At 67.5% G+C, this 26,641-nt stretch carries 20 protein-coding genes and 1 tRNA gene; 12 read left to right on the top strand and 9 right to left on the bottom strand.

Going from position 1 to position 26,641, the window contains the following annotated elements; translation table 11 throughout:
- Positions 1-179 precede the first annotated feature (179 nt).
- Both PBT88_RS12665 and tgt read left to right on the top strand, forming a co-directional pair.
- Entirely contained in the window at positions 180-2,165 is a 1,986-nt protein-coding gene (locus tag PBT88_RS12665) for a putative bifunctional diguanylate cyclase/phosphodiesterase (protein WP_270075706.1), read from the top strand.
- A 69-nt stretch (positions 2,166-2,234) separates the two neighbouring features.
- Positions 2,235-3,359: a tRNA guanosine(34) transglycosylase Tgt gene (tgt, locus tag PBT88_RS12660; protein ID WP_270075705.1), complete on the top strand. Its 1,125-nt coding sequence runs from the start codon at positions 2,235-2,237 to the stop codon at positions 3,357-3,359.
- A 188-nt stretch (positions 3,360-3,547) separates the two neighbouring features.
- Here the strand turns inward: tgt and PBT88_RS12655 are convergent, their stop codons facing one another.
- Entirely contained in the window at positions 3,548-3,931 is a 384-nt protein-coding gene (locus PBT88_RS12655; RefSeq protein WP_270075704.1) for a hypothetical protein, read from the bottom strand.
- An 89-nt stretch (positions 3,932-4,020) separates the two neighbouring features.
- Here PBT88_RS12655 and PBT88_RS12650 point away from each other — a divergent pair, with 89 nt between their 5' ends.
- A complete protein-coding gene (locus tag PBT88_RS12650) occupies positions 4,021-4,587 on the top strand; it encodes a TetR/AcrR family transcriptional regulator (protein ID WP_270075703.1) in 567 nt (188 codons plus the stop codon).
- Positions 4,588-5,137: 550 nt separating this feature from the next.
- Here the strand turns inward: PBT88_RS12650 and PBT88_RS12645 are convergent.
- From PBT88_RS12645 to PBT88_RS12635, 3 genes are all read right to left on the bottom strand, one after another.
- The gene (locus PBT88_RS12645; RefSeq protein WP_270075702.1) at positions 5,138-6,142 is read right to left on the bottom strand and encodes a GGDEF domain-containing protein; all 1,005 of its coding nucleotides are present in this window, start codon (positions 6,140-6,142) and stop codon (positions 5,138-5,140) included.
- Between the two features lie 109 nt (positions 6,143-6,251).
- Positions 6,252-7,703, bottom strand: coding sequence for a DEAD/DEAH box helicase (locus PBT88_RS12640; RefSeq protein WP_270075701.1), 1,452 nt, complete (start codon positions 7,701-7,703; stop codon positions 6,252-6,254).
- Positions 7,704-7,792: 89 nt separating this feature from the next.
- The gene (locus tag PBT88_RS12635; RefSeq protein ID WP_270075700.1) at positions 7,793-8,263 is read right to left on the bottom strand and encodes a hypothetical protein; all 471 of its coding nucleotides are present in this window, start codon (positions 8,261-8,263) and stop codon (positions 7,793-7,795) included.
- A gap of 172 nt (positions 8,264-8,435) precedes the next feature.
- On the opposite strand from PBT88_RS12635, the gene PBT88_RS12630 reads away from it, so the two are divergent.
- Both PBT88_RS12630 and PBT88_RS12625 read left to right on the top strand, forming a co-directional pair.
- Positions 8,436-9,887, top strand: a complete 1,452-nt coding sequence (locus tag PBT88_RS12630; protein WP_270075699.1) for an FAD-binding oxidoreductase — start codon at positions 8,436-8,438, stop codon at positions 9,885-9,887.
- A gap of 62 nt (positions 9,888-9,949) precedes the next feature.
- Positions 9,950-10,726 carry a SapC family protein gene (locus PBT88_RS12625; RefSeq protein ID WP_270075698.1) on the top strand — a complete coding sequence of 259 codons (777 nt, stop codon included), beginning with the start codon at positions 9,950-9,952 and terminating at the stop codon, positions 10,724-10,726.
- A 411-nt stretch (positions 10,727-11,137) separates the two neighbouring features.
- On the opposite strand, the gene PBT88_RS12620 is transcribed toward PBT88_RS12625, so the two are convergent.
- The gene (locus tag PBT88_RS12620) at positions 11,138-12,010 is read right to left on the bottom strand and encodes an N-formylglutamate amidohydrolase (RefSeq protein ID WP_270075697.1); all 873 of its coding nucleotides are present in this window, start codon (positions 12,008-12,010) and stop codon (positions 11,138-11,140) included.
- 131 nt (positions 12,011-12,141) lie between these two features.
- Between PBT88_RS12620 and cpdR the strand changes: the two genes are divergently transcribed.
- The 3 genes from cpdR to PBT88_RS12605 all read left to right on the top strand — a co-directional run bounded on the left by cpdR (position 12,142) and on the right by PBT88_RS12605 (position 14,730).
- Positions 12,142-12,522 carry a cell cycle two-component system response regulator CpdR gene (gene cpdR / locus PBT88_RS12615; RefSeq protein WP_270075696.1) on the top strand — a complete coding sequence of 127 codons (381 nt, stop codon included), beginning with the start codon at positions 12,142-12,144 and terminating at the stop codon, positions 12,520-12,522.
- 58 nt (positions 12,523-12,580) lie between these two features.
- Positions 12,581-12,655: transfer RNA gene (locus PBT88_RS12610), tRNA-Val, on the top strand.
- A gap of 206 nt (positions 12,656-12,861) precedes the next feature.
- Positions 12,862-14,730 carry an ATP-binding protein gene (locus tag PBT88_RS12605; protein WP_270075695.1) on the top strand — a complete coding sequence of 623 codons (1,869 nt, stop codon included), beginning with the start codon at positions 12,862-12,864 and terminating at the stop codon, positions 14,728-14,730.
- Positions 14,731-14,896: 166 nt separating this feature from the next.
- On the opposite strand, the gene PBT88_RS12600 is transcribed toward PBT88_RS12605, so the two are convergent.
- Positions 14,897-17,008 carry a hybrid sensor histidine kinase/response regulator gene (locus tag PBT88_RS12600; RefSeq protein ID WP_270075694.1) on the bottom strand — a complete coding sequence of 704 codons (2,112 nt, stop codon included), beginning with the start codon at positions 17,006-17,008 and terminating at the stop codon, positions 14,897-14,899.
- A 103-nt stretch (positions 17,009-17,111) separates the two neighbouring features.
- Positions 17,112-17,813, bottom strand: a complete 702-nt coding sequence (locus PBT88_RS12595; RefSeq protein WP_270075693.1) for a TetR/AcrR family transcriptional regulator — start codon at positions 17,811-17,813, stop codon at positions 17,112-17,114.
- Between the two features lie 193 nt (positions 17,814-18,006).
- On the opposite strand from PBT88_RS12595, the gene PBT88_RS12590 reads away from it, so the two are divergent.
- The 3 genes from PBT88_RS12590 to PBT88_RS12580 all read left to right on the top strand — a co-directional run bounded on the left by PBT88_RS12590 (position 18,007) and on the right by PBT88_RS12580 (position 24,185).
- On the top strand, positions 18,007-20,493 hold the full coding sequence (locus tag PBT88_RS12590) for a TonB-dependent receptor (protein WP_270075692.1): 2,487 nt from the start codon (positions 18,007-18,009) through the stop codon (positions 20,491-20,493).
- 198 nt (positions 20,494-20,691) lie between these two features.
- Positions 20,692-21,951 (top strand): phosphatidylinositol-specific phospholipase C1-like protein, encoded by a 1,260-nt coding sequence (locus PBT88_RS12585; protein WP_270075691.1) that lies wholly within the window; start codon positions 20,692-20,694, stop codon positions 21,949-21,951.
- Positions 21,948-24,185: a GH92 family glycosyl hydrolase gene (locus PBT88_RS12580; RefSeq protein WP_270075690.1), complete on the top strand. Its 2,238-nt coding sequence runs from the start codon at positions 21,948-21,950 to the stop codon at positions 24,183-24,185. Before PBT88_RS12585 ends, PBT88_RS12580 begins: the two co-directional genes overlap by 4 nt.
- Here PBT88_RS12580 and PBT88_RS12575 read toward each other — a convergent pair.
- The gene (locus tag PBT88_RS12575) at positions 24,182-25,324 is read right to left on the bottom strand and encodes a hypothetical protein (RefSeq protein ID WP_270075689.1); all 1,143 of its coding nucleotides are present in this window, start codon (positions 25,322-25,324) and stop codon (positions 24,182-24,184) included. The genes PBT88_RS12580 and PBT88_RS12575 overlap by 4 nt on opposite strands.
- Before the next feature lie 230 nt (positions 25,325-25,554).
- Between PBT88_RS12575 and PBT88_RS12570 the strand changes: the two genes are divergently transcribed.
- A complete protein-coding gene (locus PBT88_RS12570) occupies positions 25,555-25,692 on the top strand; it encodes a hypothetical protein (protein WP_270075688.1) in 138 nt (45 codons plus the stop codon).
- 76 nt (positions 25,693-25,768) lie between these two features.
- On the opposite strand, the gene PBT88_RS12565 is transcribed toward PBT88_RS12570, so the two are convergent.
- Positions 25,769-26,617 carry a helix-turn-helix transcriptional regulator gene (locus tag PBT88_RS12565; RefSeq protein WP_270075687.1) on the bottom strand — a complete coding sequence of 283 codons (849 nt, stop codon included), beginning with the start codon at positions 26,615-26,617 and terminating at the stop codon, positions 25,769-25,771.
- Positions 26,618-26,641: the final 24 nt, after the last annotated feature.

Genomic DNA, 26,641 nt, shown 5'->3' with positions numbered 1-26,641 from the left:
GGGCTTGTCCCGGCCATCGGCAAGGCCAGCCGCGCCCAAGGCGGGACAGGTGGAACGACGAAAGCCATTGGAGGCAGGCTGCCGCCCGGCTAGCGTGCGCCCATTCCGGATCAGCAGGTTCCGGCGGGGGGAGAGCGCGTATTTCGGCCAGCGACGAGTATCCGGCGGGATCGGCGCCGTTGTTCCTGCTGTCATTCCGGCAGCGGGACGAGCTGGCCCATATGGCCGAGCGCGCCGGCTGGGCGGCGATCGCCGCGCGGCGATCCGAGGGGCTGGAGCGGCGCTTCCTGGCGAGCGGCGCGTCGGTGGTCGTGATCGATGCGCGGGCGACCTTGGCCGAGGGGCTGTCGGCGGCCCGCCAGCTCGCCGATACCGTGCAGGCCAATGGCGCGGCGCTGCTGTTCCTGATCGGCCGGCGCGAGGCCTCGGCGGTCGCGGCGGCGTTCGAGGCGGGGGCCACCCATTATCTCGCCATGCCGTTCGCGGAAGGGGAATTCGCGCAGGCGCTCCGCTTCGCCCAGCGCCATGCCGAGCGGCTGGCCGGCGGGCATCGCGCGGCGGCGGGCCGGGCGCGGCTGATCGAGAGCGAGGCGATGACGTGGCGCTGGTCGCCGGATCGTCCCGCGCGGCTGGCTTTCAGCCCCGCCCTGGCCCAGGCGAGCGGTTTGGCGGAGGGGACGGCGGATATGCCGCGTGGAGTGGCGCAGCGGCTGCTCGGGCGCGGCGGCCTGCGTGCGGCGCTCCATGCGGTGGCGCGGCTGCGCGGCGAGGGCGGCGTCGCGCCGTTCGCGCACAATGCGCTCGACGGCCGGCGGATCGCCCATCATCTGATGCTGGAAGACGGCATGGTCGTCGGCCATGTCGAGCCGCTCGACGGGATGCGGACCACCGACGCGGTGCCCCGCGATCCGCTCACCGGGCTGGACGACGGCCATGGCGCGCGCCGCTGGATCGAGGGGCGGATCGCGCAGGGGCAGGCGCCGATCCTGATCGTGCTCGGGCTGTCGCGCTTCGAGATGGTCAATGCCGCGTTCGGCCGGTTGGTCGGCGACACGATTATCCGGTCGGTGGCGCGGCGGATCGAGCGGCTGGCCGGCGGCGGCGGGCGGCGGCGGCTGGTCGCGCGGCTGGCCGGCGCCGAATTCGCCATCGGCCTGTCGCCGCCGGCGACGCTGGAACAGGCCGAGATGCTGGCCGGCGAGCTGGTCGCCGCGATCGCGCGGCCGTTCGTGGCCGGCGAGCATGTCGTCAACCTCACCGCGCGGGTCGGCATTGCCGGGGCGCGGGCGGGCGACCCCGATGCCGGCGAATTGCTGCGCGACGCGAGCCTCGCTCTGGCCGATGCGCGCGACGGCGAGCCGGCCCGCGTCCGCGTGTTCGAGGAGGGCAATGTCAGCCGCCGCGCCGAGGATCGCCGGCTCGAACTCGATCTCCGCCTCGCGCTCGACGAGGACCGGATCGAGATCCTCTGGCAGCCGCAGGTAGCGATGCCGACCGGCCGCATCGTCGGGGTCGAGGCGCTGGCGCGATGGCGGCATCCGGTGCTCGGCGAGCTCGGCGCCGAGGCGCTGTTCGCCACCGCCGAGCGCTCCGATTATCTGGTCGAGTTGTCCCGCCATGTGCAGGTCAAGGCGATGGCGGCGGTGGCCGCCTGGAAGGGGCCGCTCGCCGCTCTGCGCGTCGCCATCAATGTGACCGCCGCCGACGTCGCCGAGCCCGACTTCGCCGAGCGGATGCTGGCGATGGCGGCGGAGAACGGCCTGATCGGGCGACTCACCGTGGAGATCACCGAAAGTGGGCTGATGGCCGATCTCGGCCGCGCCGCCGAACTGCTCGCCCGCCTGCGCTCGGGCGGGCTCAGGGTGGCGATCGACGATTTCGGCACCGGCTATTCGAGCCTTGCCTATCTCAAGGCGCTGCCGCTCGACACCATCAAGATCGACCGCCGGCTCGCGCAGGACATCGCCGGCTCGGCCCGCGATCGCATCGTCGTGCGCGGGGTGATCGACATGGCGCGGTCGCTCGATCTCACCGTGATCGCCGAGGGGGTCGAAACCGACGAGCAACTGGTGCTGCTCGCGCGCGAGGGCTGCAACTATTATCAGGGCTTCCTCTGCTCCCCCCCGATCGACGCGCGCGCGCTGGAGGCGCTGCTCAAGGGCTGAGGCGGATATCGGCGCGGGCTTCGGGAGCGGGCTTTGGCGACGGCGGGAAATCGTCTAGATGCCGCGGCCATGACATCCCGTTTTTCTTTCGAGATCGCCGCGACCGACGGCAAGGCCCGCACCGGGCGCATCCAGATGCAGCGCGGCGAGATCCGCACGCCGGCGTTCATGCCGGTCGGCACTGCCGCCACCGTGAAGGCGGTGAAGCCGGCCGATGTCCGTGCCGCCGGCGCCGACATCATCCTCGGCAACACCTATCATCTGATGCTGCGCCCCGGCGCCGAGCGGATGGACCGGCTCGGCGGGCTGCACAATTTCATGCAATGGGATCGCCCGATCCTCACCGACAGCGGCGGCTATCAGGTGATGTCGCTGTCCGCGCTGACCAAGGTGAAGGAGGAGGGCGTCGCCTTCGCCAGCCATCTCGACGGATCGCGGCACATGCTCTCGCCCGAACGCTCGATGGAGATCCAGCGGCTGCTCGGCTCGGACATCGTGATGGCGTTCGACGAGCTGGTGCCGACCACCTCGACCCGCGAGGTGCAGGCCGCCGCGATGGAGCGATCGATGCGCTGGGCGCGGCGATCGCGCGCCGCGTTCGATGCGGGCGGCGATCATGCCGGGCGCGCCGCGCTGTTCGGCATCCAGCAGGGTGCGCTGGATGAAGGGCTGCGCAAGGCCTCGGCCGACGCGCTGCTCGATATCGGCTTCGACGGCTATGCGGTCGGCGGGCTGGCGGTCGGCGAGGGGCAGGAGGCGATGTTCGGCTGCCTCGATTATGCGCCGGGCCAGCTCGATCCGCTCAAGCCCCGCTACCTGATGGGGGTCGGCAAGCCGGACGACATCGTCGGCGCGGTCGAGCGCGGCATCGACATGTTCGACTGCGTGCTGCCGACGCGATCGGGGCGCAACGGCCAGGCCTTCACCTGGGACGGCCCGATCAACATCCGCAACGCCAAATTCGCCGAGGACCAGACCCCGATCGACCCCGCCAGCCCGACCGCGGCGTGGAGCAAGGCCTATCTCCACCACCTCGTCCGCTCGGGCGAGATGCTCGGCGCGATGCTGATGACCGAGCATAATCTGTGGTTCTACCAGCAGCTGATGCAGGGCCTGCGCGACGCCATCGCCGAGGGGCGGCTGACCACGTTCGCCGACGGGTTCAGGGCACGCTATCGGGGTGGCAAGGGGTAGGCGCGACGGGGCCGGGGTTGGTGGCGGACAGGTCTGGGCGGATCGTCCGGTCTAGTCGCGCCCGTGAGGGTTTCGTGGAAGGTGCCGGCAGCCTCGACGTTCGGCGCGATCAGACGCGTGGATATCAATGGATATTCTGCGCCGGATATCGGGCTCCGTCGGGCGAGGCATGATGCACCGCCCGACGTTCAGGCACCCCTGACCCAGCGCTGAGCAGCTTCGAGGCTTTTTTCCGGCCCTTCGTTGAAGGCGATCGGGGTGGCGGGAGCCAGCCGGCGAACAGCATCAACGATGGCCTCGAGGATCGGCACGCTATTATGCGCGAGCCGCACGCCCCCGCCGATCACAACGCATGCATACGACATGTTGGCGAGGGCCTGTTCGACCGTCGCGACAGCCGTCTCGTCTGGCTTCACCATGCACTGGGTGCCTTCCCAGCCATGTTCGGCAATCCGCTCCAAACTCCGCCTTACGCCCTCCCAGATTTTGGCGGGGTCCAGGCCCGGCGGCGAACCCGGGTCGCTGAAATCGACGCTTTCGGGATCGAAACCGATCACGAGGATGCGAGTCATACCAGTCTCCTTAGTCATGAACGTGATTGGCAGTCACTGCCAATGTCTAAGCGTATTGGCAGGAGCTGCCAATGACTTTATGGAGGATTATGGTTCGCAGGATCGAAAATGCGCGCGAGCGCTTCGGAAGGGCGGCGATGGAGCTGTTTCGCACGCAGGGCTATTCGCAAACCACCATCCCCCAAATCGCCACCGCCGCAGGCCTCACGGAGCGCACGTTTTTTCGCTACTTCGTCGATAAGCCGGAGGTGCTGTTCTGGCGCGCCGGCGAATTGGAGGCCGATATCGTCGCGGCGATCGACAAGGCCGAAGGCGACAGGCCGCTTGATCTCGCAACCGCAGCGCTCGCAGTCGCAGGGCGTTTCTTTGACGAGAACCGGGCCGACGTCCTCGTGCGGCAGGCCGTCATCGCGGCGCATGTCGATTTCCAGGAGCGCGAATTGGCGAAGATGCACGCGCTCACGCTTGCGATCCACGCCGTGCTCGTCGCGCGTGGAATTTCGCAGGCCGCAGCCCGTATCGCCGCCGAGACCTCCATCGTAATCTGGCGGGTCGCGATCGACCGGTGGAGCAGAGATTGTTCGACGCAGGATTTTGCCGGTCATGTTCACGCCTGCCAGGCAGAATTATACGCAGTCGTTCTTGGCGAGAGCTAGTCGATCGGACGCCCCCTTCACAGCCGGAAGGCGTGTCAGCACCGAGCGAGCGGATAGTGGCGGACGCCACCACTTCGCTCCTGGTGAAAGGCCGCCGTCATATCCGCTGATCGACACTTTCCGGGCCTTGGATATGGGCGATCGCCGTCATCGACATCATGCAGGCACAATTCTCCCGCAAAATCAGGACAGAGGGAAGTTCACGGCCGGCGCGTCCTGCGCCAATGGCACCCGGTGCTGGACGGCTTGGGGTACGCCAAGTGCGGTTGGTAACCAGAACAGCCGCGTCCAGACTTGTATTTGCGGACCTGAAGCTCCTGCCCACGGTTGGCATGGCAGGATGTCACGACGGTCCACGGGTTACGTTCTTTCGCGAAGCTTCGGCTTGATACCGGATGACTCCGCGCCGGCCGCCCGATCGATGCCGCATGGTCGCCCGCGCCGCGCCGATCGGTTCCCGTCCTTCTTGCCCGTGGCCTTCGGGGTCAAAGGACAGACAGGTCGATAACCTAAATGGTTATATTTGTCAAGGATGGATGATGATGCCGGTTCAGGCCGCCGCCTTCCAGCAGACCACGCGGTCGCGGCCATCGGCCTTGGCGTCGTAGAGCGCGGCGTCGGCGCGGTCGATCAGGGTCTGGGCGCTGTCGCCCGCGATCAGCCCGGCGACGCCGAGCGAGAGCGTCACCCGGCCGACCTCGCGGCCCGACTGGCTGCCCTTCACCGCGCGGCTGCCGATATGCTGGCGGAAGCGCTCGGCGAACTGGGTGGCGTCCTCGGCCTCGTGCATCGGCATCACGATCACGAATTCCTCGCCGCCCCAGCGCGCGACGAAGCCGCGGCCGTGGAAGAAGCGCTCGAGGCTGGCGGAGACCAGCCGCAGCACCTCGTCGCCCATGCGATGGCCGAAATTGTCGTTGAACTTCTTGAAGTGATCGATGTCGAGGAAGATCAGGCTGAGCGGGCGGTCCTCGGCGAAGGCGCGATCGAGCTGGGCGTCGAGATAGTCGCAGCACGCCTTGCGGTTGGACAGGCCGGTCAGCGCGTCCGAACGCGCATCGACGCGGGCGATCTCCAGATCGGCCTTGAGGATGTCGATCTCGCGCGACGAGGCGGCCAGTTCGGCCTGCAGCTGCTCGGTGGTCGAGAGCATCTGGTTGGTCGCCTCGATCATGTCGGCGAGCATCTGGCGCTGGCGCTCCAGCGTCGCCGAGGCATCGAGGTCCGAACGGCTGAGCTTGCTCGCATAATCGCGCGCGCCGGCATCCTGCCGCTCGATATAGTCGTTCATCCGCGCGAGCTGCTGCTCGGTGTCTTCGAGCACCTTGCCGACGCCGGCGCGGCCGGTGCCATAGAGATCGCGGCGGATATGGGCGAGGTTGCGATCGGCGAGCTGGCCATGTTCGCGGCGGGCGCCATCCACCGCCTCCACCAGCTGCGGGTCCGCGCCGGTGACGTAGCGATAGAGGAATTCATAGTTGGAGGGGGTGGGCGCGATCGCGCCCTCTTCCAGAAGGGCACGAATCCGATCGAAGGTGCCTCTGCTGTCGCTCACGGCCGGAGCTGTCCCTCACGCGACGGTCGCTACCCCCCGGTAGCTTTGAAACCCGTTCGCAGAAACGGTCTACCGCAAATCCGTAAATAAAGCCCGAAGCTTTTCGACTTTAGTCAGGAATGCGCGCGCTGAGGAAGGCCGGGACCGGGCCGTTCCAGTTGATGTCGGCATCCGCCGCGATCGGCTCGGCGACAGGCTCCGGCGCGCGCGCGGGCGCACGCTGGGGCGCGACCGGGCGTGGGGCCGGGGTCTCGGAGGCCTCGCGCGGGGGCGGTGCGGCGCGCTCCGGCTTGGCGGCACGCTCGGGCGCGGCTTCCGGCTTGGCAGCGCGCTCGCCACCGCGGCGACGCCGGGGCTTGGCCACGCGCTCGTCGCCGCCGGCTTCGGCGTCCCGCACGCTGCCGGCGTCGATGGTCGGTTCGGCCGCGTCTTCGGTCGGGGCCTTGGCGGCGCCGGTGATGCGCGGAATCTTCTGGCTGGTCAGCTTCTCGATATTGGCGATGTTCTCGGCATCTTCGGCGGTGATCAGCGTGAACGCCTTGCCGGTCGCGCCGGCGCGGCCGGTACGGCCGATGCGGTGGACATAATCGTCCGGGTGCCAGGGCGCATCATAGTTGAAGACGTGGGAGACGCCCTTGATGTCGAGCCCGCGCGCGGCGACGTCGGAGGCGACGAGGATGTTGATCGCGCCGGCCTTGAACCGATCCAGCTCCTTGATCCGGGCGGACTGCTCCATGTCGCCATGAATCTCGCCCGAGGCGAAGCCGTTGCGCTGGAGCGACTGGTTGAGCTCGCGCACCGTGGTCTTGCGGTTGGCGAAGATGATCGCGGTCTTGACGTCCTCGGCGCGCAGCAGGCCGCGCAGCGTCTCGCGCTTGCCGCGCGACGTGGTCTCGACCAGCGCCTGCTCGATCGAGTCGTTGGTCGATCCGGTGCGGGCGACCTCGATCTGCTTGGGGTTGTTCAGGAACTTGTCGGCCAGCTTCTTGATCGGCGGCGGCATCGTCGCGGAGAAGAGCAGGGTCTGGCGGCTGGCCGGCAGCTTGGTGCAGATTTCCTCGATATCGGGGATGAAGCCCATGTCGAGCATCCGATCCGCCTCGTCGATGACGAGCAGCGAGCAGCCGGTGAGCAGGATCTTGCCGCGCTGGAACAGGTCCATCAGCCGGCCGGGCGTGGCGATCAGCACGTCGACGCCCTTTTCGAGCGCCGCCACCTGATCGCTCATGTTCACACCGCCGATCAGCAACGCCATCGAAAGCTTGTGATACTGGCCATATTTCTCGAAATTCTCGGCGACCTGCGCGGCCAGTTCGCGGGTCGGCTCGAGGATCAGCGAGCGCGGCATCCGGGCGCGGGCGCGGCCATGGGCGAGGATGTCGATCATCGGCAGCACGAACGAGGCGGTCTTGCCGGTGCCCGTCTGCGCGATCGCGATGAGGTCGCGCATCATCAGCACGGGCTGGATCGCGGCGGCCTGGACCGGGGTCGGCTCGGTATAGCCGGCTTCGGTAACGGCGCGGAGGGTCTCGTCGGAAAGGCCGAGGTCGGCGAAGTTCATGCACGGGTCCGGGATTTGCCCGCTCGCGTGCGTGCGTGCGGAGACGCCGCCGCCCTAAGGTTTGGGCGCGCAAAGTCAAGGCAAAGCGGTTATTTGCCGGGCGAAATCGGGGTCAGGGCGCGAAACTTGTCGATCTGGCAATCGCCGCCGGAGCGGGTGTGGATCGAATCGCGATCGGCGCAGAGTTTCCCGTCGGCCGGCGCCTGGAAGTAGAAGCCCGAATAATAATCGAGCGCGGGGCATTCATTTTCCAGGACCGCCCTCACTCTCTTGCCGCCCTTCAGGATGAAATCGACGCGATCCTGCGACGTCACCGCTGCGCCGCCGATCGTGGCCGCGTCGATGCATTTCGGCCCCTTATGCTCCTTGAAGGCGGCCGGGGGCGGCGCCATGTCCGGCCCGGCATAGCGGCGCGAGCGCCGCGCCGGGACGCGGATGACGAGCGACTGGGTGATCCTGAGTTCCGCGAATTCGGCGCTGCCCGCGCCGGCTCCCTTCGAGGGGGAGGCGGGCGCTGCGGTGGTGCCGAAAAGATAGGCGGCCAGCGCGAGGGTAATCACCGGCGCAAACCCTGGAAATTTTCTGTCATGACGATCACCGACGCTGACTTGCCCGGCTTGAACGCCAGATGAATTTCAGTGTTGAAATGCGTGTTGCCCGCCGCGCCTCTTGGCCGGTGCGGGCAGGCGAGGCGGATTGTGCCGATGCGGGCCGCGCCGCTAGGGAATGACGATGGCCTATCCCGCACCGTCCGCCCGCTGCCTTGCCGATCTCGCCGAACGACTGGGGCCGGCGGGGCTCACCACCGATCCTGCCGATCTGGCGCCGTGGCTCACCGATTGGCGGCGGCGGCTGACCGGGGCCGCTGCCGCGCTCGTCTCGCCCGCGACTCTCGAGGAGGCGGCGTTCGTGGTGGCGCGGGCCGCGGCCGACGGGATCGCGATCGTGCCGCAGGGGGGCAATAGCTCGATGGTCGGCGGTGCGACCCCGGCGGGGCCGGCGGAGGGGCGGGCGCTGCTCGTCTCGATGCGGCGGATGCGGGCGATCCGGTCGGTCTCCGCCGGCGACAATGCGGTGGTGGCGGAAGCCGGCGTGGTGCTGGCCGATCTGCACGCGGCGGTGGCCGGGGCGGGGCGCCGCTTCCCGCTGTCGCTCGCGGCCAAGGGCAATGCGACGGTCGGCGGGCTGATCTCCACCAATGCGGGGGGCACGCAGGTGCTGCGCTTCGGCCCGATGCGATCGCTGGTGCTGGGGCTGGAGGCGGTGTGGCCGGACGGATCGGTGCTGCATGGCCTCGCGCCGCTGCGCAAGGACAATCGGGGCTATGATCTCAAGCAGTTGCTGATCGGTGCGGAAGGGACGCTCGGGCTCGTCACCGCGGCCACGCTCCGGTTGGTGCCGGCGATCGAATCGCGGGCGGTGGCGTGGATCGGGCTGCGCTCTGCGCACGACGCGCTGACCCTGCTGCGCGGCCTGGAAGATCGGCTCGGCGAGGCGGTGGAGAGTTTCGAGCTGGTCCCCGCCGAGGGGCTGGCGCTGGTGCTGCGCCATATCCCCGATACCCGGGCACCGCTCGGCGAGGCATGGCCGTGGAACGTGCTGGTCGAGGCGGTGGGCGACGGCGCCGTCGCCGACCGCCTGCAAGTGGCGCTGATCGATGCGATCGCGCGTGGCACGGCGGGCGATGCCGCCTTCGCATCGAGCGAGGCGCAGGCCGACGCGCTGTGGAAACTCCGCGAAAGCCTGTCCGAAGCGGAAGCGCGCGATGGCATGGCGGCCAAGCACGACGTCGCGGTGCCGGTCGCGGCGATGCCGGACTTCATGGCGAGTGCATCGCAGGCGGTGGTCGAGCGCTTTCCGGGCACGCGGCCGATCGCCTTCGGACATCTGGGCGACGGCAATGTCCACTTCAACGTCCGCGCGCCGGCGGGCAGCGACGACAGGGCCTGGTTCGCGGCGCAGGCGTCGGCCGTCTCGAGCTTCGTCCACGGCCTGGCGACCGAGGCGGGGGGCACGATGTCGGCCGAACATGGCATCGGGCGGTTCAAGCGCGGCGATTTCGTCGCGCTGACCGATCCGGCCCGGATGCGGGCGATGCTGGCGATCAAGGCGGCGCTCGATCCGGCCGGAATCATGAACCCCGGGGCGCTGCTGCCGCTTGCAGAAAAAGACGAGCCTCAATAGACGACAACGCTTCGTCGGGCGGCCGGGGGGCCGTTTCGGGGCATATTCAGGAGTATCATGTTATGGCGAGCGCACCCCAGCAGGGCCTGCCGCTGTTCTACAACGATCTGACGCCGATCTCGAGCCAGGAGCATGGCGACTGGAAATTCCGTCCGATCGAAGGCGCGCAGTTCCTCAAGACCGCCCATGCGGTGCCGCTTCTCGCCGAGGAGTTCATCCAGGCGAGCCGTTTCTATCCGATCGTCTTCTCGTTGGGCGATACGCCCGTGCCGCTCGCGCTGATGGGCCTGAACGAAGGCGTCAACGTCATCGTCGACGAGCGCGGCATGTTCCCGGACGATTGGTACGTGCCTGCTTATGTGCGCCGCTACCCGTTCCTGCTCGCGCGTCTGCGCCCGGACAGCGACGATCTGTCGCTATGCTTCGATCCGACGTCGGGGGCGATCGGCCCGTTCGAGGACGGCGAGGCGATCTTCACCGATGGCGCGCCCAGCGAGCGGACCACCGCGATCCTGCAATTCTGCGAGCAGGTCGAGCAAGCCAGCGTGCTGACCAACGCCTTCTTCCAGGACATTCGCGAGCAGAAGCTGCTGACCGACGGTGAGTTCACCGCCCAGCCGAACGGCGCGCCGCAGCCTTATATCTATCGCGGATTCCAGATCATCTCCGAGGATGCGGTGAAGAATCTGCGTGGCGACGTCGCCCGCAAGTGGCTCCAGAACGGCCTGATGCCGCTGATCTACGCCCACCTCTTCTCCTTGCAGCGGATGGCCGATATCTTCGGTCGGCAGAGCATTCAGGGCAAGCTGCCGCCGCCCAACGGGCCGTTGCTCGGCTGATATCGGCAGAGGCGAGGGGACCGCACCGGCCACCGCCGGGATCGAAGCCGGCGCACCCGGCGCGACCGGGGTGCGGTGACGCCGCACTGGGCGATCGCGGTCCCCATCCTCGCCATCGCCGCTGCGCTGAAGCATCGCTTGCCGGATCGCGACGGGGTTCTCGATCGGACATCGCGGAGGGCGTGGTCGGGATAAGTCAAGAATATTTGGCCGAAGCCGGATTTTTTTTTGAAAAGCGTGATTTTTTTGCACTGCGGCGCTTGAATAAGATTCTCACCGGCCTATTTGGGTTGGGCGCGGTCATGTCCCCCCCTTCGTGGTCGCGCACGATGCGCCTCCGGGCGCATCCCTCCCTGAACCTTGGCCGCTCCGCGTGAAAACGCGGGGCGGTTTTTTTATGGCCGGAAAAACCTATTCCGCCGCAAGGGGATAGCTGCGGGACTCCGCCTCCAGTGCGGCGGCGATGGCGGCGACCAGGCGGCGGGTATCGGCCAGGCCGTCGCCCGGATCGCGCTGGGCCTGGTCCAGATAGAGGCTGCGATCGACCTCGATCTGGATGGCGTGCCGGCCGACGGCGCGCGCGCCGTGCCGATCGAGGCTGTGGCCACCCGCATAGGGATGGTTGCGCGCCACCGCGAATCCAGCCCGCTTCACACGCTCCATGATCGCCACGACGAAGCGCGAATCGGAGGAGCGGCCGTGCCGGTCTCCCACCACCACGCGCGGCGCGATGCCGTGGTGCGGCGAAGACGGCAGCGGCGGCATCGAATGGCAATCGAGCAGGATCGCGATGCCATGGGCGGCATAAGCGGCATCCAGCGCGGCTTCGATGGCGGCATGATAGGGCCGGTAGGCGGTCGCCAGCCGCGTCTCGATCTCCTGCTCGCCGAGCGGCCGCGCCCAGACCGCGCCACCGGCGGCGATCCGGCTCGGGATCACGCCCAGCCCGCCCGCCACCTTCGCCGAATGGATCAGCAGGCCTGGCGGCGGGCGGCGGCCGAGCAGCGCCGGATCGAGTTCGCGCTCGTCCCGGTTGAGGTCGACATAGGCGCGGGCATAGCGGGCGACGATCGCGATCGCGCCGGCCTGCACTGCATCGCTCACCAGCAGGTCGGCATGGCGATCCTCGATCGTCTCCAGCGCCGCCGGCGGCAGGCGCGACGCGGCGAGCATCGTCTTGGGATAATGGTGCCCGGCATGGGGCACCGCGATGACCAGCGGCGAGCGTGCGGCGACCTGTCCCAACCTGGCATAAGCGCTCGGTTCCGGCAGATGCGTGGCCATGCTATTCTGCTAGGCATCAGGAGCGTCGCGGGCAAGCGGTTCGGCATAGACCGGACACCGCTGATCGAGGCGCCGCTGGCGGACTGTTTCCGCCGGTGGATCAGGAACCCGGCGGGGGCGTTTGGAACATAATGATCAGGATCTTGCTGGCTGAGGACGACACGTCGATGCGCGAATATCTTTCGCGCGCGCTGGAGAAGGTCGGCTATGCCGTCACCGCGGTCGATTGCGGCACGGCGGCGCTGCCGCTGCTCGAGACCGAACATTTCGACCTGTTGCTGACCGATATCGTGATGCCCGAGATGGATGGCATCGAGCTGGCCCAGCGCGCCGCCCGGATCGCGCCCGACATGCGGGTGATGTTCATCACCGGCTTCGCCGCCGTCGCGCTGAAGGGCGGCATCACCCATCCGAACGCGAAAGTCCTCTCCAAGCCCTTCCATCTGCGCGATCTCGTGCTCGAGGTGGATCGCATCTTCGGCGTCGGCAATGTCGCCGGAGGGGATCTCTAAAAAAGGCGGAAAATGTCGCTTGCCATCGCCGGGGCGCATGGTTAGAGGCACCCCCCACGGGCGTGTAGCTCAGTGGTAGAGCACTGTGTTGACATCGCAGTGGCCGCAAGTTCAATCCTTGCCACGCCCACCAGATCAAGCCTCGGAAAACGTTCGGTTTTCCGGGGCTTTTTCGTGCCCCGATCGGCTGCGGCGATTGCGCGAATTCGGCGCATTTCGGCGCGATCCTTGCTCTTTCTTCCATCTTCCCGGGATGCTGGAACAGCATGCTGAACATGCCGGCGCGGGCCGTGCAACGGCTCACCTTGCAACGGCTTGTCGTGCAACGGTGGGGGAACCATGACGATGTTGGTCGGTTTCACCGACACGGTGCGCTTCGCTGTTCAGGCGGCCGCGGGGGATAGCAGTTTCATGAAGACATCGCAGCACGGACCGCGGCTCATGTCGCTCCACGATCCGATCGTCACGGTGGACGGCGAAATGTCGGACGTCGGCCTGCTCCATCGGATCAGCGTCGAACTGATCAACGAGCAGGACCGCCACGAACTCTATGGCAAGATCGTCGAGGCGGCCGTGGCGATCACGGGATCGCAGTGCGGCACGATGCAGCTGCTGTGCCCGGCGGGCGATCCCTCGGGCCATGGCGGCGAACTTCAGCTCCTGGCGCATCGCGGCCTTCCGCCGGAAGCGGTCGGCTTCTGGCAATGGGTCAATCCGGCGGCGTTCAGCAGCTGCACCCTGGCGTTGAAGTTCGGGCAGCGATCGATCGTGCCCGATTTCGAGGAATGGGACGACATTGCGGGCACGCCCGATCTCGAGGCGTTCCGCCGTGCCGGCATCCGCTCCGCCCAGACCACGCCGCTGCTCTCGCGCAGCGGCAAGCTGCTCGGCATGATCTCGACGCATTGGAGCACGCGCCACGAACCGTCCGATCGCGATCTGCGGATGCTCGACATCGTCGCGCGACAGGCCGCCGACATTCTCGAGCGCACGATCGCCGAGGAGGCGCTGCGCGAACTCAATGAAACGCTGGAGATCCGCGTCGAAGAGCGATCGCGCGAGCTGTTGGCGTCCGAGGATCAGGTGCGCCAGCTACAGAAGATGGAGGCGATCGGTCAGCTGACCGGCGGCGTCGCGCATGACTTCAACAATCTGCTCACCATCATCCGCTCGTCCGCCGAGCTTCTCGCCCGCCGCGAACTCCCGCGCGAGAAGCAGCGCCGCTATATCGACGCGATCTCGGAGACGGCCGACCGGGCCGCGAAGCTGACGAGCCAGCTCCTCGCCTTCGCGCGGCGGCAGGCGCTCAAGCCGGAGGTGTTCAACGTCGCGGACAAGGTCGGCAGCGTCGCGGAGATGCTGCGGACGGTGATCGGTTCGCGGGTCGCCCTGGCCGTCGATCCGATCTGCTCGTCCTGCTTCGTCGAGGTCGATGCGAGCCAGTTCGAGACCGCGCTCGTGAACATGGCGGTGAACGCCCGTGACGCGATGAACGGCGAAGGCCGCATCGAAATCTCGATCGAGGCGGCCGGATCGATTCCTCCGCGGCGGGGCCATGCCGGCGCGAAGGGCGACTTCGTGAAGCTGTCGGTGTCGGACGTCGGGTCGGGCATGCCGCCCGAGCAGCTGGAGCGGATCTTCGAGCCGTTCTTCACCACGAAGGAGGTCGGCAAGGGGACCGGCCTCGGGCTGAGCCAGGTCTATGGTTTCACCAAACAGTCCGGCGGCGAGATCGACGTCCGCAGCCGGATCGGCGAAGGCACGGTCTTCAGCCTCTATCTGCCCCGCGTCGCCGCGCCGAAGCCGTCCGGCGACATGGCGTTTCGCGACAGGATCGTCGCCAGCGAGGCCAGCATCCTGATCGTGGAGGATAATGACCAGGTCGGGGAGTTCGCGTCGCATCTGCTGACCGATCTGGGCTTTGCCACCCGCCGCGCGGCGAATGCGAACGAGGCGATCGCGATACTCGAAGACCAGCATGACGAGATCGACATCCTGTTCTCGGACGTCGTGATGCCGGGGATCGATGGCGTCGAGCTTGGCCGGCTGGTCCGCGCGCGCTGGCCCGATCTGACGATCGTGCTGACCAGCGGCTACAGCCATGTGCTGGCAGAGGATGCGGGGCATGGCTTCGCCCTGCTGCACAAGCCATATTCCGTCGACGAGCTTTCGCGTGTCCTGCGCGACGCCCGCCGCGCCCGCGGGTGACGATATCCGGATCGCGGCGCTGACCCGGCTCGATCGGCGGTGAACCGACACCGGGCGGCCGATCACCCAATCGCCGGCCATGCAGGATTATCGCAGGCGGCTGGTCCTCGTCACCCTGCGGCCGTCACCATTCAGCCGTCACCATGCGGCCGTCAGCGTTCGGCCGTCACCATTCGGTGATGATGATGGGCACGTCCGATGCGGCGGGCGCCTTCGACAGCACGGCGGCAAGGGATGCGGCCAGATCGGCCTGGCGGAACGGCTTTTCGAGGCGCGGGAACTCCGCGTCGATCCCGATGGCGTCGCAATAGCCGGAGACGACCAGCACCGGCAGGCCGGGCCACTCGACGACCGCCGTCCGCGCCAGATCGACGCCGGTCATGTGCGGCATCAGATGGTCGGTGACGAGGACGTCCACCGGCCCCCGCCGGCGCAGATGCGCGAGCGCCTCGGCACCGGATCGGGCTTCGATCACCTCGAACCCGATCTCGGCGAGCATGTCGGCGGTGCTCGCCCGCACGGAATCCTCGTCGTCCACCAGCAGCGCGACACCGGCAATCGGTATGTCCTCGATCGCCGGTGTCGTCGCCCGAGGCTGCGTCTGGGCGCTGATCGGAAGCCAAAGGCGTACCGTCGTGCCGACCCCGATGGCGCTCTCCAGCGTCAGCGCGCCGCCGAGCTGCGAGGCGAGGCCATGGGCCATCGAGAGGCCGAGGCCGGTGCCGCGACCGATGCCCTTGGTCGAGTAAAATGGCTCGATCGCGCGGCGGCGGGTGGTCTCGTCCATGCCGGTGCCGGTGTCGGCCACCGCGATGACGATGTAGCTCCCCGCCGCCACGTCGCGATGATCCGATCCGGGGCTTTGCCGGGCGGCCGATAGCGTCAGTCGCCCGCCCTGGGGCATGGCGTCGCGGGCGTTCACCGCCAGATTCAGGATCGCCATCTCGATCTGGTGCGGATCGGCGACGGCGAGCGGCAGGCCGATGGGCACATCGATCCGCAACTCGACCTGCGGCCCGCATGTCGTGGCGACGAGCTCGCTCATCCCGATGATCAGCGCGGCGGCGTCGACCGGCTCCGGTTTCAGGGGCTGGCGCCGGGCGAAGGCGAGCAGCCGCTGGACCAGCGTGCGGGCACGATCGGCCGACTGGAGTGCGCCGGTGATCATGCGCTGTTCGCGCTCGCCACCGATCTTGCGGCGCTGGAGCAGATCGAGGCTGCCGATGATCGGCGTGAGGAGATTGTTGAAGTCGTGCGCGACCCCGCCGGTCAATTGGCCCATCGCCTCGAGTTTCTGCGCCTGACGCAAGGCTTCCTGCGCCGCGACGAGTTCGCGGGTCCGCTCCTCGACGAGATGCTCCAGCGTGGCGGCGGAGGTCTGGAGCACCTCTTCCATCCGCCTGCGCTCGGTGATGTCGATCGACAGGCCGTCGAGCGAACGCGGCGTGCCGTCGGCCGCATAGGACGGCTTCGCCCGTATCCCGATCCAGCGGGTGTCGCCGGTCGGCGTGATCACCCGATATTCGATGTCATAGTCGCCGCCGGTGCGGATGCTCGTCGCGATCGCGTCCTGCACGCGCGCCTTGTCGTCATCGTGGATGGCGGCGTGCAGATCGCCGTAGCTGAACGGGATCAGTGGATCCCGGCCGAAATTCTCGCGGCACATCGGGGAGGATTCGAGCACTTCCGTCGCGATGTCGAACGACCACATGCCCATGCGCCCGGCGGCGACCATGAGGCTGCGCTGGCGGCCATTATCCTCCGCCTGGCGGAGCAGCCGGGCATTCTCGATCGCGATCGCCGCGAGCCGGGCGAGGCTTTCCAGCCGGCGGATCGTCTCGACATCATGTAGGCGAACGTCCGACCAATAGGCGCCGAGCGCCGCCACCGCCTGCGGCCGGCCGATCGGCGCCATGAGCAGGCTGCGCACGAAGGTCGGCGCATAGGCCGCCTGCGGCACCCGATCGTCACACCGCACATCGGCAATGGCAACCGTTTCGAGATGCTGCATCGCCCAGCCGGAAATGCAGATATTCTCATCGAAGCGGCTGCCGGACCACAGCGGACCCACCGCATCCTCCGCGACGTAGAAGCAGCGGCCCTCGTCGCGAATGACGACGGCGATGCCCTCGGCGCCGACCACCGTCCGGGCGGTGCGCCGGAGCACCTCGACGACTTCGTCCATCGATCGGGCGGCCGCCAGCTGCTCGCTCGCCTCGATCAGGAACAATTGCGGGTGCCGCGAATCGCCTTCGGCCGTCTGGTACGCGTCACCCATGGGATCATCTCCGATGGCTCACTGTACCACGTTTCCTTGACATTTCCGCATGCTATCGGGCGTGGCAAAGGGTTGTCTCCGGCGGTCGTCGATCAGTCGCCGATCAATTGCCCGAGCGAGGCTCGCTTCCCGGAGGGGCGATGTTGGCCGCTTCGGCGAATTGGAAGAGCGAGCCGAGCATCCTGCCCCCCTCGTAAAAAATCCGTTCGCGGTCCATCGCGCCGTCTGCGAGCAGCTCGTCGATGGCGATCCCGAACTCGACCGACAGCCTGACCCGGACGCGCAGCATGTCCTCGGGCACATCGGGCAGGAACGGCCGGTAGATTCGGACCAGCTGTTCGGTCGCCTGCACCTGCGCGCCTTCGCGCATGGTGAATAATTGCGGGATCGCGCGGAAACTCCGCATGATCCATACCGCGCCCGGTTGCTCCTCCCGGGCGGCGGTCAATTGCCGAAGCAATTCCTCGACATGGGCGGACATGGCCGGCAATCCGCCGGGTGAGTGGCGGGCGATCCAGGCATCGACCACGAGGCTCTTGCGCTCCATCATCTCGACCGCGAGCGCGACGATGATGTCATATTTGTCCTGGAAATATCGATATAAAGCGGGCGGGGAGACGCCGGCGCGCTTGCACACCATATTGGTGGAGATGCGCTCCACGCCCACCTCGGCCAGAAGCTCGTCGGCGGCGCGCAGCAGCAGCGCACGGGTCAGCAGCGAGCGTGCCTGCTTCGGCTTCACGGGCTGACGCTTGCCCTCGCTGCTCATCGTGCCGGTCTCACCGCTTTGATCATGTCCATCCATCCCATCCTCGTCACGCCGACCCCCGCCATGCCGCGGTCGCTATTTTGTCCGCCCGTCCAAATAATGACAGCTCTGTCATAAAAATGATATCTATCGCTATCATATGGCCGGCGAGACGAGACAGCTAGGGGTCATTTCAATGCGAGTTCGGTTTTTGAATAGCGCGGCGCTGCCCGCGCTAATGATGGCGTGCGTGCTGGCGACGCCGGTCGTCGCGGAGACGGCGACAGCGACGTCGGCCGCGGCGGATGCGGCCAAGCCGGACACGGATCAGGATAGTTCCGCCGCACAGGCCGATCCGACGTCGAGCGGCAATGACATCATCGTGACCGGCCGCGCCGGCAACACCGCGCGCCGCAAGGTCGAGGCGAGCTACGCCATCTCCACGATCAGCGCCGCCGAACTCCAGATGAAGTCGCCGCGCGGCGTCGGCGAGGCGCTCAAGAACGTGCCCGGCTTCTGGATCGAAAGCTCGTCGGGCGAGGCCAGCGGCAATATCCGCGTCCGCGGCATTCCCAATGATGGCTATTCGACCATCACCTTGCAGGAAGACGGGCTGACCACCCAGCATGATGGCGGCCTCGGCTGGCTCAACGCGGATCAGTCGTTCCGCATGGATTCGACCATCGAGCAGGTCGAGGTGGTCCGCGGCGGCCCGTCGTCGATCTTCGCCTCGAACGCGCCGGGCGCCACGGTCAATTTCATCACCCGCAAGGGCGGCGATCATTTCGAGGGCTACGCCAAATATGAGGTCGGCAGCTATAACGACCACCGCGTCGACGGCTGGATCGGCGGCCCGATCGGTTCGACGCCGTGGCATTATCTGATCGGCGGCTTCTATACCCTCTCCGACGGCCAGCGGCAGAGCGGCTATCGCCAGGACCAGGGCGGCCAGATCCGCGGCACGCTGAACGCCAGCTATGACTGGGGTTCGCTGATGTTCGGCGTCAAGCGGATCGACGAGCGCATCGGCAATTCGATGGTCTCGCCCTTCGTCAACGACAGCAGCGGCAATCCGGTCGGCGTGAACGGCTTCAACGCGCTCTACGACACCATCGCCGGGCCGGACACGCGCTACTTCAACTTCCGCCAGGCCGACGGCAGCACCTACCGGTTCGACGACGGCGTCGGCACCACGGAGAAGCTCACCCAGCTGACCGGCGAGCTCAAGCTCAACATCGCCGAAGGCCTGACCTTCCAGGACAATATGCGCTACCGGTCGAGCTTCACCAAGCGCAACGCGGTGACGCCCTATGCGGTGTATGACGCGGCCACCCTGCTGTCGGCCTACAGCAAATATGCCTCGGCCTATGGCGGAACGAGCGTCGGCTATGCCTATACCGACAACCCGACCCAGGCCATCGACATGACCGGGCGCAACGGCAACGGCCTGGCGCTGGTCAACCTGATCCGCTCCTTCACCATCCCCGAGAAGGAGTTCATCAACGACGGCCGCTTCCAGAAGACCGCCTATATCTTCGGCCAGAAGCATGATTTCGCGCTGGGCGGCTATTTCGCGCATGTCTCCGAACAATATCACTCGACGTCCGCCACCGCGCTGACCGACGTGAAGAACCAGGCGCAGTTGCTCGACATCTATGCGCTCGATGCCGCCGGCAATCCCACCCAGTCGATCACCGAGAATGGCATCCTCAGCTATGGTGCCGAATTCGCGAACGGTCGCGGCCAGTCCGATACCGCCGCGATCTACGGCAGCGACGAATGGCAGGTGACCAACAAGCTGCGGATCGATGGCGGCTTCCGCTGGGAGCATGTCCACACCAGCGGCACGGTGGAAGGCAAGCAGACGGTCAATCTCGGCCAGTCCGCCACCATTGCGGACAATGCCGTGCTCACCGGCTCGGGCGTCTACACGCCATTCTCGCGCAGCTTCAGCCACACCGGCTGGACACTCGGCACCAATTACCAGTTCCAGCCGGGCCTGGGCCTGTTCGCGCGCTACACCTCCGCCTTCCGCCTGCCGAGCGTCGGCGATTTCATCGGCAACGCCAACAACAATCCGATCGTCCAGAAGATGAACTTCCTGGAAGGCGGCCTCAAGGTCTCGAAGCACAGCTTCGACTTCTACGCGACGGCGTTCCGTTCGATCTACAAGAGCTATGCGATCACGGACTACACCCTCACCAATGGCGCCTATAGCGGGCGAACCGTGTACGGCAACACCAAGACCTGGGGCGTCGAGCTCGAAGGCACCTGGCACCCGCGCACCTGGTTCGATCTCCATGCGCAATATACCTGGCAGGATCCGCGCTTCTCGAAGTTCATCTATACCAACAGCAGCGGCGTGCTGACCGACTATTCCAACCATTATCTGATCCGCGTGCCGAAGAACTCGTTCCGCATCACGCCGGCGGTCAACCTGCTCGATCGACGCCTGCGGATCGAGGCGGGCATCTCCTATTATGGCAAGCGCTTCTCGGACGTCGCCAACCAGATCAAGCTGCCGTCCTACACGACGCTCGATCTCGACGCGCAGTTCGATGTCACCAAGCGCCTGGAGCTCAACCTCTATGTCGACAATGTCACCAACACGATCGGCCTGACCGAGGGCAATCCCCGCGCCGGCACGATCGACAATTCAGAGGCCGGGGCCGCCACCTATCTGGCGCGCTCGATCTTCGGCCGCAGCGTTCGGGGCGCGATCAGCTACAAATTCTGATCGTGAACCGGGGCGGCGGTCTTACCCCCCTTGGCCGCCGCCCATATTCGCAGGACACTGACCGAGGTGCCGATGATTGCCGCTCCGATCGCAGCCGCGCTCGGCATCGCGCCGTCCCGCGATCCTCACAAACCCGTTCTATATCGCGGCGAGCAGGGGGCGAGAGCAACCCGTGGCCGCCCCATGAAGGAAGTGCGTATGCGTGCGTTGATCCCTATCCTGATGCTGGGTGGTGCAGGGCTGTCCGCTCATGCCGCATCGGCGACGCCGCCGGCGCGCCATGGCTGCCACCTGGCCGCGGCGGACGCGCGCCAGGCCGGTGACGGCTGCGCGGAGGCCTGGATGGATCGCCACCTCAGGCTCAACGACCTGATGACGGTCGGCACCCACAACAGCTACAAGCAGGCGATCCCGCCGGCCGATTATCGCCTGATCGCCGCCGCCACCGCCAAGGGCGCCCAGTCGCTCGATTACACCCACAAGTCGCTGCCGGCCGAGCTCGACGCCGGGATGCGGCAGATCGAGATCGATGTGGTCTATGATCCGCAGGGCGGCCGCTACGCCCATCCGCACATTGCCGAGGCGACCCACACCGCGCTCGATCCGGCGTGGACCGCGACGATGATGCAGCCCGGCTTCAAGGTGCTGCACATCCCCGACGTCGATTTCCGATCGAGCTGCGTCACCTTCAAGCAATGCCTCGGGCTGGTGAAGGCCTGGTCCGACGCGCATCCGCGCCACGCCCCGATCACCATCCTGATCAACGCCAAGGACGGCAAGGCCGCGCCCGGCGGCGTGCCGCTGCTGTCCTTCGACACCGCCGCCTTCGATGCCTTCGACGCGGAGATCCGCGCGGTGCTGCCGCCGTCGAAGCTGATCACGCCCGATGACGTACAGGGCCATTATCCGACGCTGCGCGAGGCGGTGCTCGCCGACCATTGGCCGACGCTCGGCGCGGCGCGCGGCAAGATCCTGTTCGCGCTCGACGAAACCCCCGAGAAGGTCGCGATCTATCGGGGGGGGCGCGCCTCGCTCGAGGGCCGGGTCGCCTTCGTCAACACCGACGAGCATTCGCCCGCCGCCGCCTATCTGACGCTCAACCATCCGGTCGAGCAGGGGCAGCGGATCGCCGACGACGTCCGCGCCGGCTTCCTCGTCCGCACCCGCGCCGACGACAACACCTGGGAGGCGCGGCGCAACGACGTCGCTCATCGCGATCTCGCGCTGAAGACCGGCGCGCAATTCGTCTCGACCGACTATCTCTGGCCCGATCCGCGCCTGCCCGGCGGCTTCGCGGTGCGGCTGCCCGATCATGACGCGGCGGTCTGCAACCCGGTGCGGGCCGCCGCGCAGTGCAGCGGACTGCCGGTCGAGCGGGTGAGCGACGCCGACTGGGCGCGCGCCGAGGCCGCGCCGATCAGCCAGCCGGCGCCGCGCGACGCGATCGTGCAGCCATGAACCGCCCGGCGCGCGCGATCGCCCTGCTGCTCGCGACGCTCGCTTTTCCGGCGCTGGCAGCGGATCGGGCGGCGATGACCGCCGATCCGCTGCCCCTGGTCGATCCGCTGATCGGCACCGACTGGTATGGCTACACCTTTGTCGGCGCGACGGTGCCGTTCGGGATGGTCAAGCTCGGCCCCGACATGGCGAGCTTCGATGGCGTGGCCTCCAAATATGGCTATCGCCGCGACGGCAATGTGCTGGGCTTCAGCCATCTCCATCTGAGCGGCGCCGCCGGCAAATATGGCAATATCCGGGTGATGCCCGCCAGCGGCGCGCTCGACATCGCCGATGTCGCCAGCCCGCGCACCGACGAGGTGGTGCGGCCCGGCTATTATGCGGCGACGCTGGTGCGCCCCGCTGTCCGCGCCGAACTCACCGCCGGCGCCCGCGCCGGGGTCCATCGCTACACCTTCCGCACGGCGCAGGCCGCGCACATCACGGTGCGGCTCGACCAGATGCTCAACAAGCGCGGCGGCAAGGAGGATCAGCGTTTCCTCGGCGGCAATGTCACGGCGCGCTCGGCCCATGAGATTGACGGCATGGGGCGCTATGCCGGCGGCTGGAACATGGGCGACGAATATCGCGTCTATTTCGCGCTGATCGCCGATCGCGATGCGGCCGGCACCCGGACATGGACCGGCGAGGCGCTGTCCGCCGCGCCATCCGCGTCCGTGGACGGCGACCATCCGATCGGCGCCACGCTCGATTTCCCCGGTCGTGCCGGCCAGACCGTCACCGCGCGCGTCGGTATCTCGTTCGTCAGCGTCGACAAGGCCCGGCAGAACGCGCTGGCCGCCGCCGGCTTCGACGCGACCCGCGCCGCCGGCGAGCAGGCATGGCGCCACGCCCTGTCCCCGATCCGGATTGCGGGCGGCACCGCCTCCCAGCAGCGGCAATTCTACAGCGCGCTCTACCACGTCATGATGATGCCGTCGGATCATAGCGGCGAGAATCCGAAATGGTCGTCGAGCGAACCTTATTATGACGATTATTACACGATCTGGGACACGTTCCGCACCAACGCCCCGCTGCTCACCCTGATCGCGCCGGAACGCGAGCGCGATCTGGTCCGCTCGCTGGTCGACATCTATCGCCATGAGGGCTGGCTGCCCGATGGCCGCAGCGGCAACAGCACCGGCCGCACCCAGGGCGGCAGCAACGCCGACGTGATGATCGCCGATGCCTATGTGAAGGGCCTGCGCGGCATCGACTATGCCACCGCGCTCCAGGGCATGGAAAAGAACGCCGCGGTCGAGCCGGACCGCCCCGAGCAATATGGCCGCGGCGGCATCAGCGACTATCTCGCCAAGGGCTATGTCAGCACTGATTTCCCGCGGGCCGGCTCGCGCACTGTCGAATATGCCTATGACGATTTCGCCATCGCCGAGCTGGCGAACGGTCTGGGTCACGCCGATATCGCGCGCGCGGCGCTGAAGCGCTCGGGCAACTGGGCCCATCTGTGGGATCCCGCACTCAGCCGCGAGGGCGTCTCGGGCTTCCTGCGCCCGCGCAAGCCCGACGGGACATGGGCCGATCCCTATCTCGTCACGCGCGGCACCTGGCCGGATTTCCTCTACGAAGGCGATATCTGGACCTATTCGCTCTATGCGCCGCAGGACATCCCCGGCCTCATCGCCAAGGCGGGCGGGGCCGACGCGTTCCGCAAGCGGCTCGATACGCTGTTCGACCATCTCCATTTCGACATCACCAACGAGCCGGGCTTCCTGATCCCGATGCTCTATCACTGGCTCGGACGGCCCGATCTCTCGGTCGAGCGGCTGATCGACTATCGCGAAAAGGGCTTCTTCGACGGCCGCGGCGGCCTGCCCGCCAATGACGACAGCGGCGCGATGTCGAGCTGGCTGGTGTTCCAGTCGCTCGGGCTGTTCCCGGTGGCCGGGCAGGATCTCTATCTGATCGGGTCGCCGGAATTCACCGCCAGCGACATCGATCTGGGCGGCGGCCATATCCTCCACATTCGCGCGCCGGGGCTCGGCGCGACCGGCGAGAACCCGTTCGTGCAATCGGCAGAACTCGACGGGCGTCCGCTCGATCGCGCGTGGCTGCGCCACGAAGAGATCGCCCATGGCGGGATGCTGGTGCTGCACATGGGGCCGAAGCCCGGCGCATGGGGGACCGCACCGCCGCCGGCGCCGACCCTGGCCATGGCATCCGGTCACCCCGGCTAGGGCATCGCGATGAAGGACTCCCTGGCCCAGGGCATGGGCCGTTGCGTGAAGACCGCGAGCGCGACGGCGACCCCGATCAGCAGCCCGCCGCCGGCGAGGAAGGCGGAGGCCGGATCCGGAAAGAGCGAGGCCATGGCCGGGCCGGTCGCGATGCCGAGAAGCGTGACCGGCAGGATCAGATAGCTGCAACGGCGGGTGGGATCGGACTGGGTGAAGAGGCCGGTCACCAGCGGAGAGGCGGCGTGCAGGGCGAAGCCGAAGATCGCGGTCGCGACCAGATAGGCGGTCGGCCGGCCCGCCGCCCCGGATGCGAGGAGGACGCCACCCCCCTCGGCGCCGACGGCGATCAGGAGAAAAAGCGCGAGGCGAGCATCCGGCCCGCGCCACGCCAGCAAAATGCTGGCCGCCATCTGCGCCAGAAGCCCGACGGAGAGGCTGTGTGCGACGAACGGCGGCGCGAGGCCCTGTTCGGCACCCAGCGCCCCGAGATAGGTCCAACAGGCGCTGGCGATCGCGTTCAGCAGCCATAGCAGCATGATGACGATGACCGATCCGATCGCGGGCGGGCGGGGCTTCGGGAGCGGCACCGGCGTGCGGGATCGCCGGAAAAGGACCGGAATCAGGGCCAGCAGGCCACCGGCGGCGAGCAGCAGCAGCGGCGCATTGCCGCCCCATATCTGCCGGCCGATCAGCGCCAGGACGACGGAACCCGCAAGCGGGGGCAGGGCGGCGATGGTGACGAAGCCGGCGCTGGCGCGGACGGGCCTGGCGCTGCCCAGAACGGCGACGACGCCCGCCGAGGCCAATATGCCTTCGCCGATACCGGCCAGCGCCCGCCCGGCGGAGGCCGTGACTATATTCGCCGAACAGGCCGCGAGCAGACTTCCACCGGCCATCAGCGCGCAGCCGAGACCGGACAGGGTACTGCGAAACGGGCCTGCCGCACCGCATATGACCACCGCGCTGGCGATCGCCATCGCGCCGATCTCGAGCGTCGCCAGGCGGCCGGCCTCCATCGCGGTCAGGCTTGTCGTGACCGACGCCAGCAGAATCTGGGGCTGGAGACCTAGCGATGCGAGGCCGAGGGCGCCGATCCACAGGCCCGCGAGGGTATCGAGCGAATGGCGGCTGATAGGCACGGATTGGCTTTGGAGCATTGCGATCGGATCGCCATGGCGAAAGACGATGGCAGCGTGATGACATCGCGCGCGGCGTTCGCGCCGCCGCCATCGGCGGCGTGGACGGTTCGCTCCGGCCGTCGCCGTCGACATCGCCGCCAGACGCAGGTCTGCTTTACCGATGTTAACCGGCCCTCGTGTCGGGCTGGTAACGATCTCGGCCTATCCGACCATTGTGCAGGAGGGGCTTGGTGTTCGACGATCAACGACATGAAAACGCGATGCAGCGATTGCGCGACGCTCTCGACGCGGCGCTCGACCGGCTCGACTATCGGGAGGCGTGGCTGCTGGCGATGCGGATCGACGAAGAGGAATTGATCCTGATCTGAGCGGATCGGACGATGCTTTCGCAGGCGACGGCCTGCGGGTTCGCACCCTCCCGGCAAGCGTGACCGCGGGCCGCCGTCATGATGGTGCGGCTTGCCCAGCCGCTCCGCCCGCGACCAGGGCCTGGATGCGCGCGGCGACGTCCTCGGTCGCCGGCGCATAGACCAACATGTTGAGATCGGGGCGGCCCTCGACCGCGAAGGTGGAAAATTCGAGCTCGATGGGGCCGAGTTCGGGATGGTGCAGGCGCTTGACGCCCTCGCCATGGCCGACCACCTCATTGTCGCGCCACATCGCAGCGAACTCCGGGCTCATCGCGGAGAGTTCTTCGACGAGCTGCCGGATTTCGTCACCGGCACCCGCGCGCGCGGCATCGGCGCGGAACGCCCCGACCACGAAGCGCGCGACGCTGCGCCAATCCTCCTGCACCGCCTTCACCCGGGAATCGGAGAACATCAGCCGCAGGATGTTGCGCGCCGGGCGGGGAAGCGTCGCATAATCGAGCAGGACGAGCGCCGCCGCGCGATTCCAGGCGACGATATCCCAGGTCGCGGTGCGGATCATGGCGGGGCAGGCCGGGATGGCATCGAGAACGCGCTGCAGGCGTGGCGTGATCCCCTCCGGTTCCCGGTATCGGGCTTCCGGCGGATGCCCGAAGGCGAGGATGTGGAGATGCTCGCGTTCGGGTTCGGTCAGCATCAGCCCGGTCGCGATCCGCTCCAGCACGTCCGCCGAGGGCGCCCCGCCGCGGCCCTGTTCGAGCCAGGTGTACCAGGTCGGGCTGATGTTCGCGCGCTGGGCGACCTCTTCCCGGCGCAGCCCCGGGGTCCGGCGCCGTCCGGTCGAAAATCCGAAGGTGGCGGGATCGAGCCGCATCCTGCGATCACGCAGGAAGGTGCCGAGCGGGGTGGTCTCTTGCAGGAGCATCGCGGGCCTGTTGGTTTTTATACC

The organism is Sphingomonas abietis (assembly GCF_027625475.1).
In the GTDB taxonomy this organism is placed as follows: domain Bacteria; phylum Pseudomonadota; class Alphaproteobacteria; order Sphingomonadales; family Sphingomonadaceae; genus Solisphingomonas; species Solisphingomonas abietis.
The sequence above is the reverse complement of the archived record's forward strand: the minus strand, read 5'-3'. Positions and strand labels throughout refer to the sequence as shown.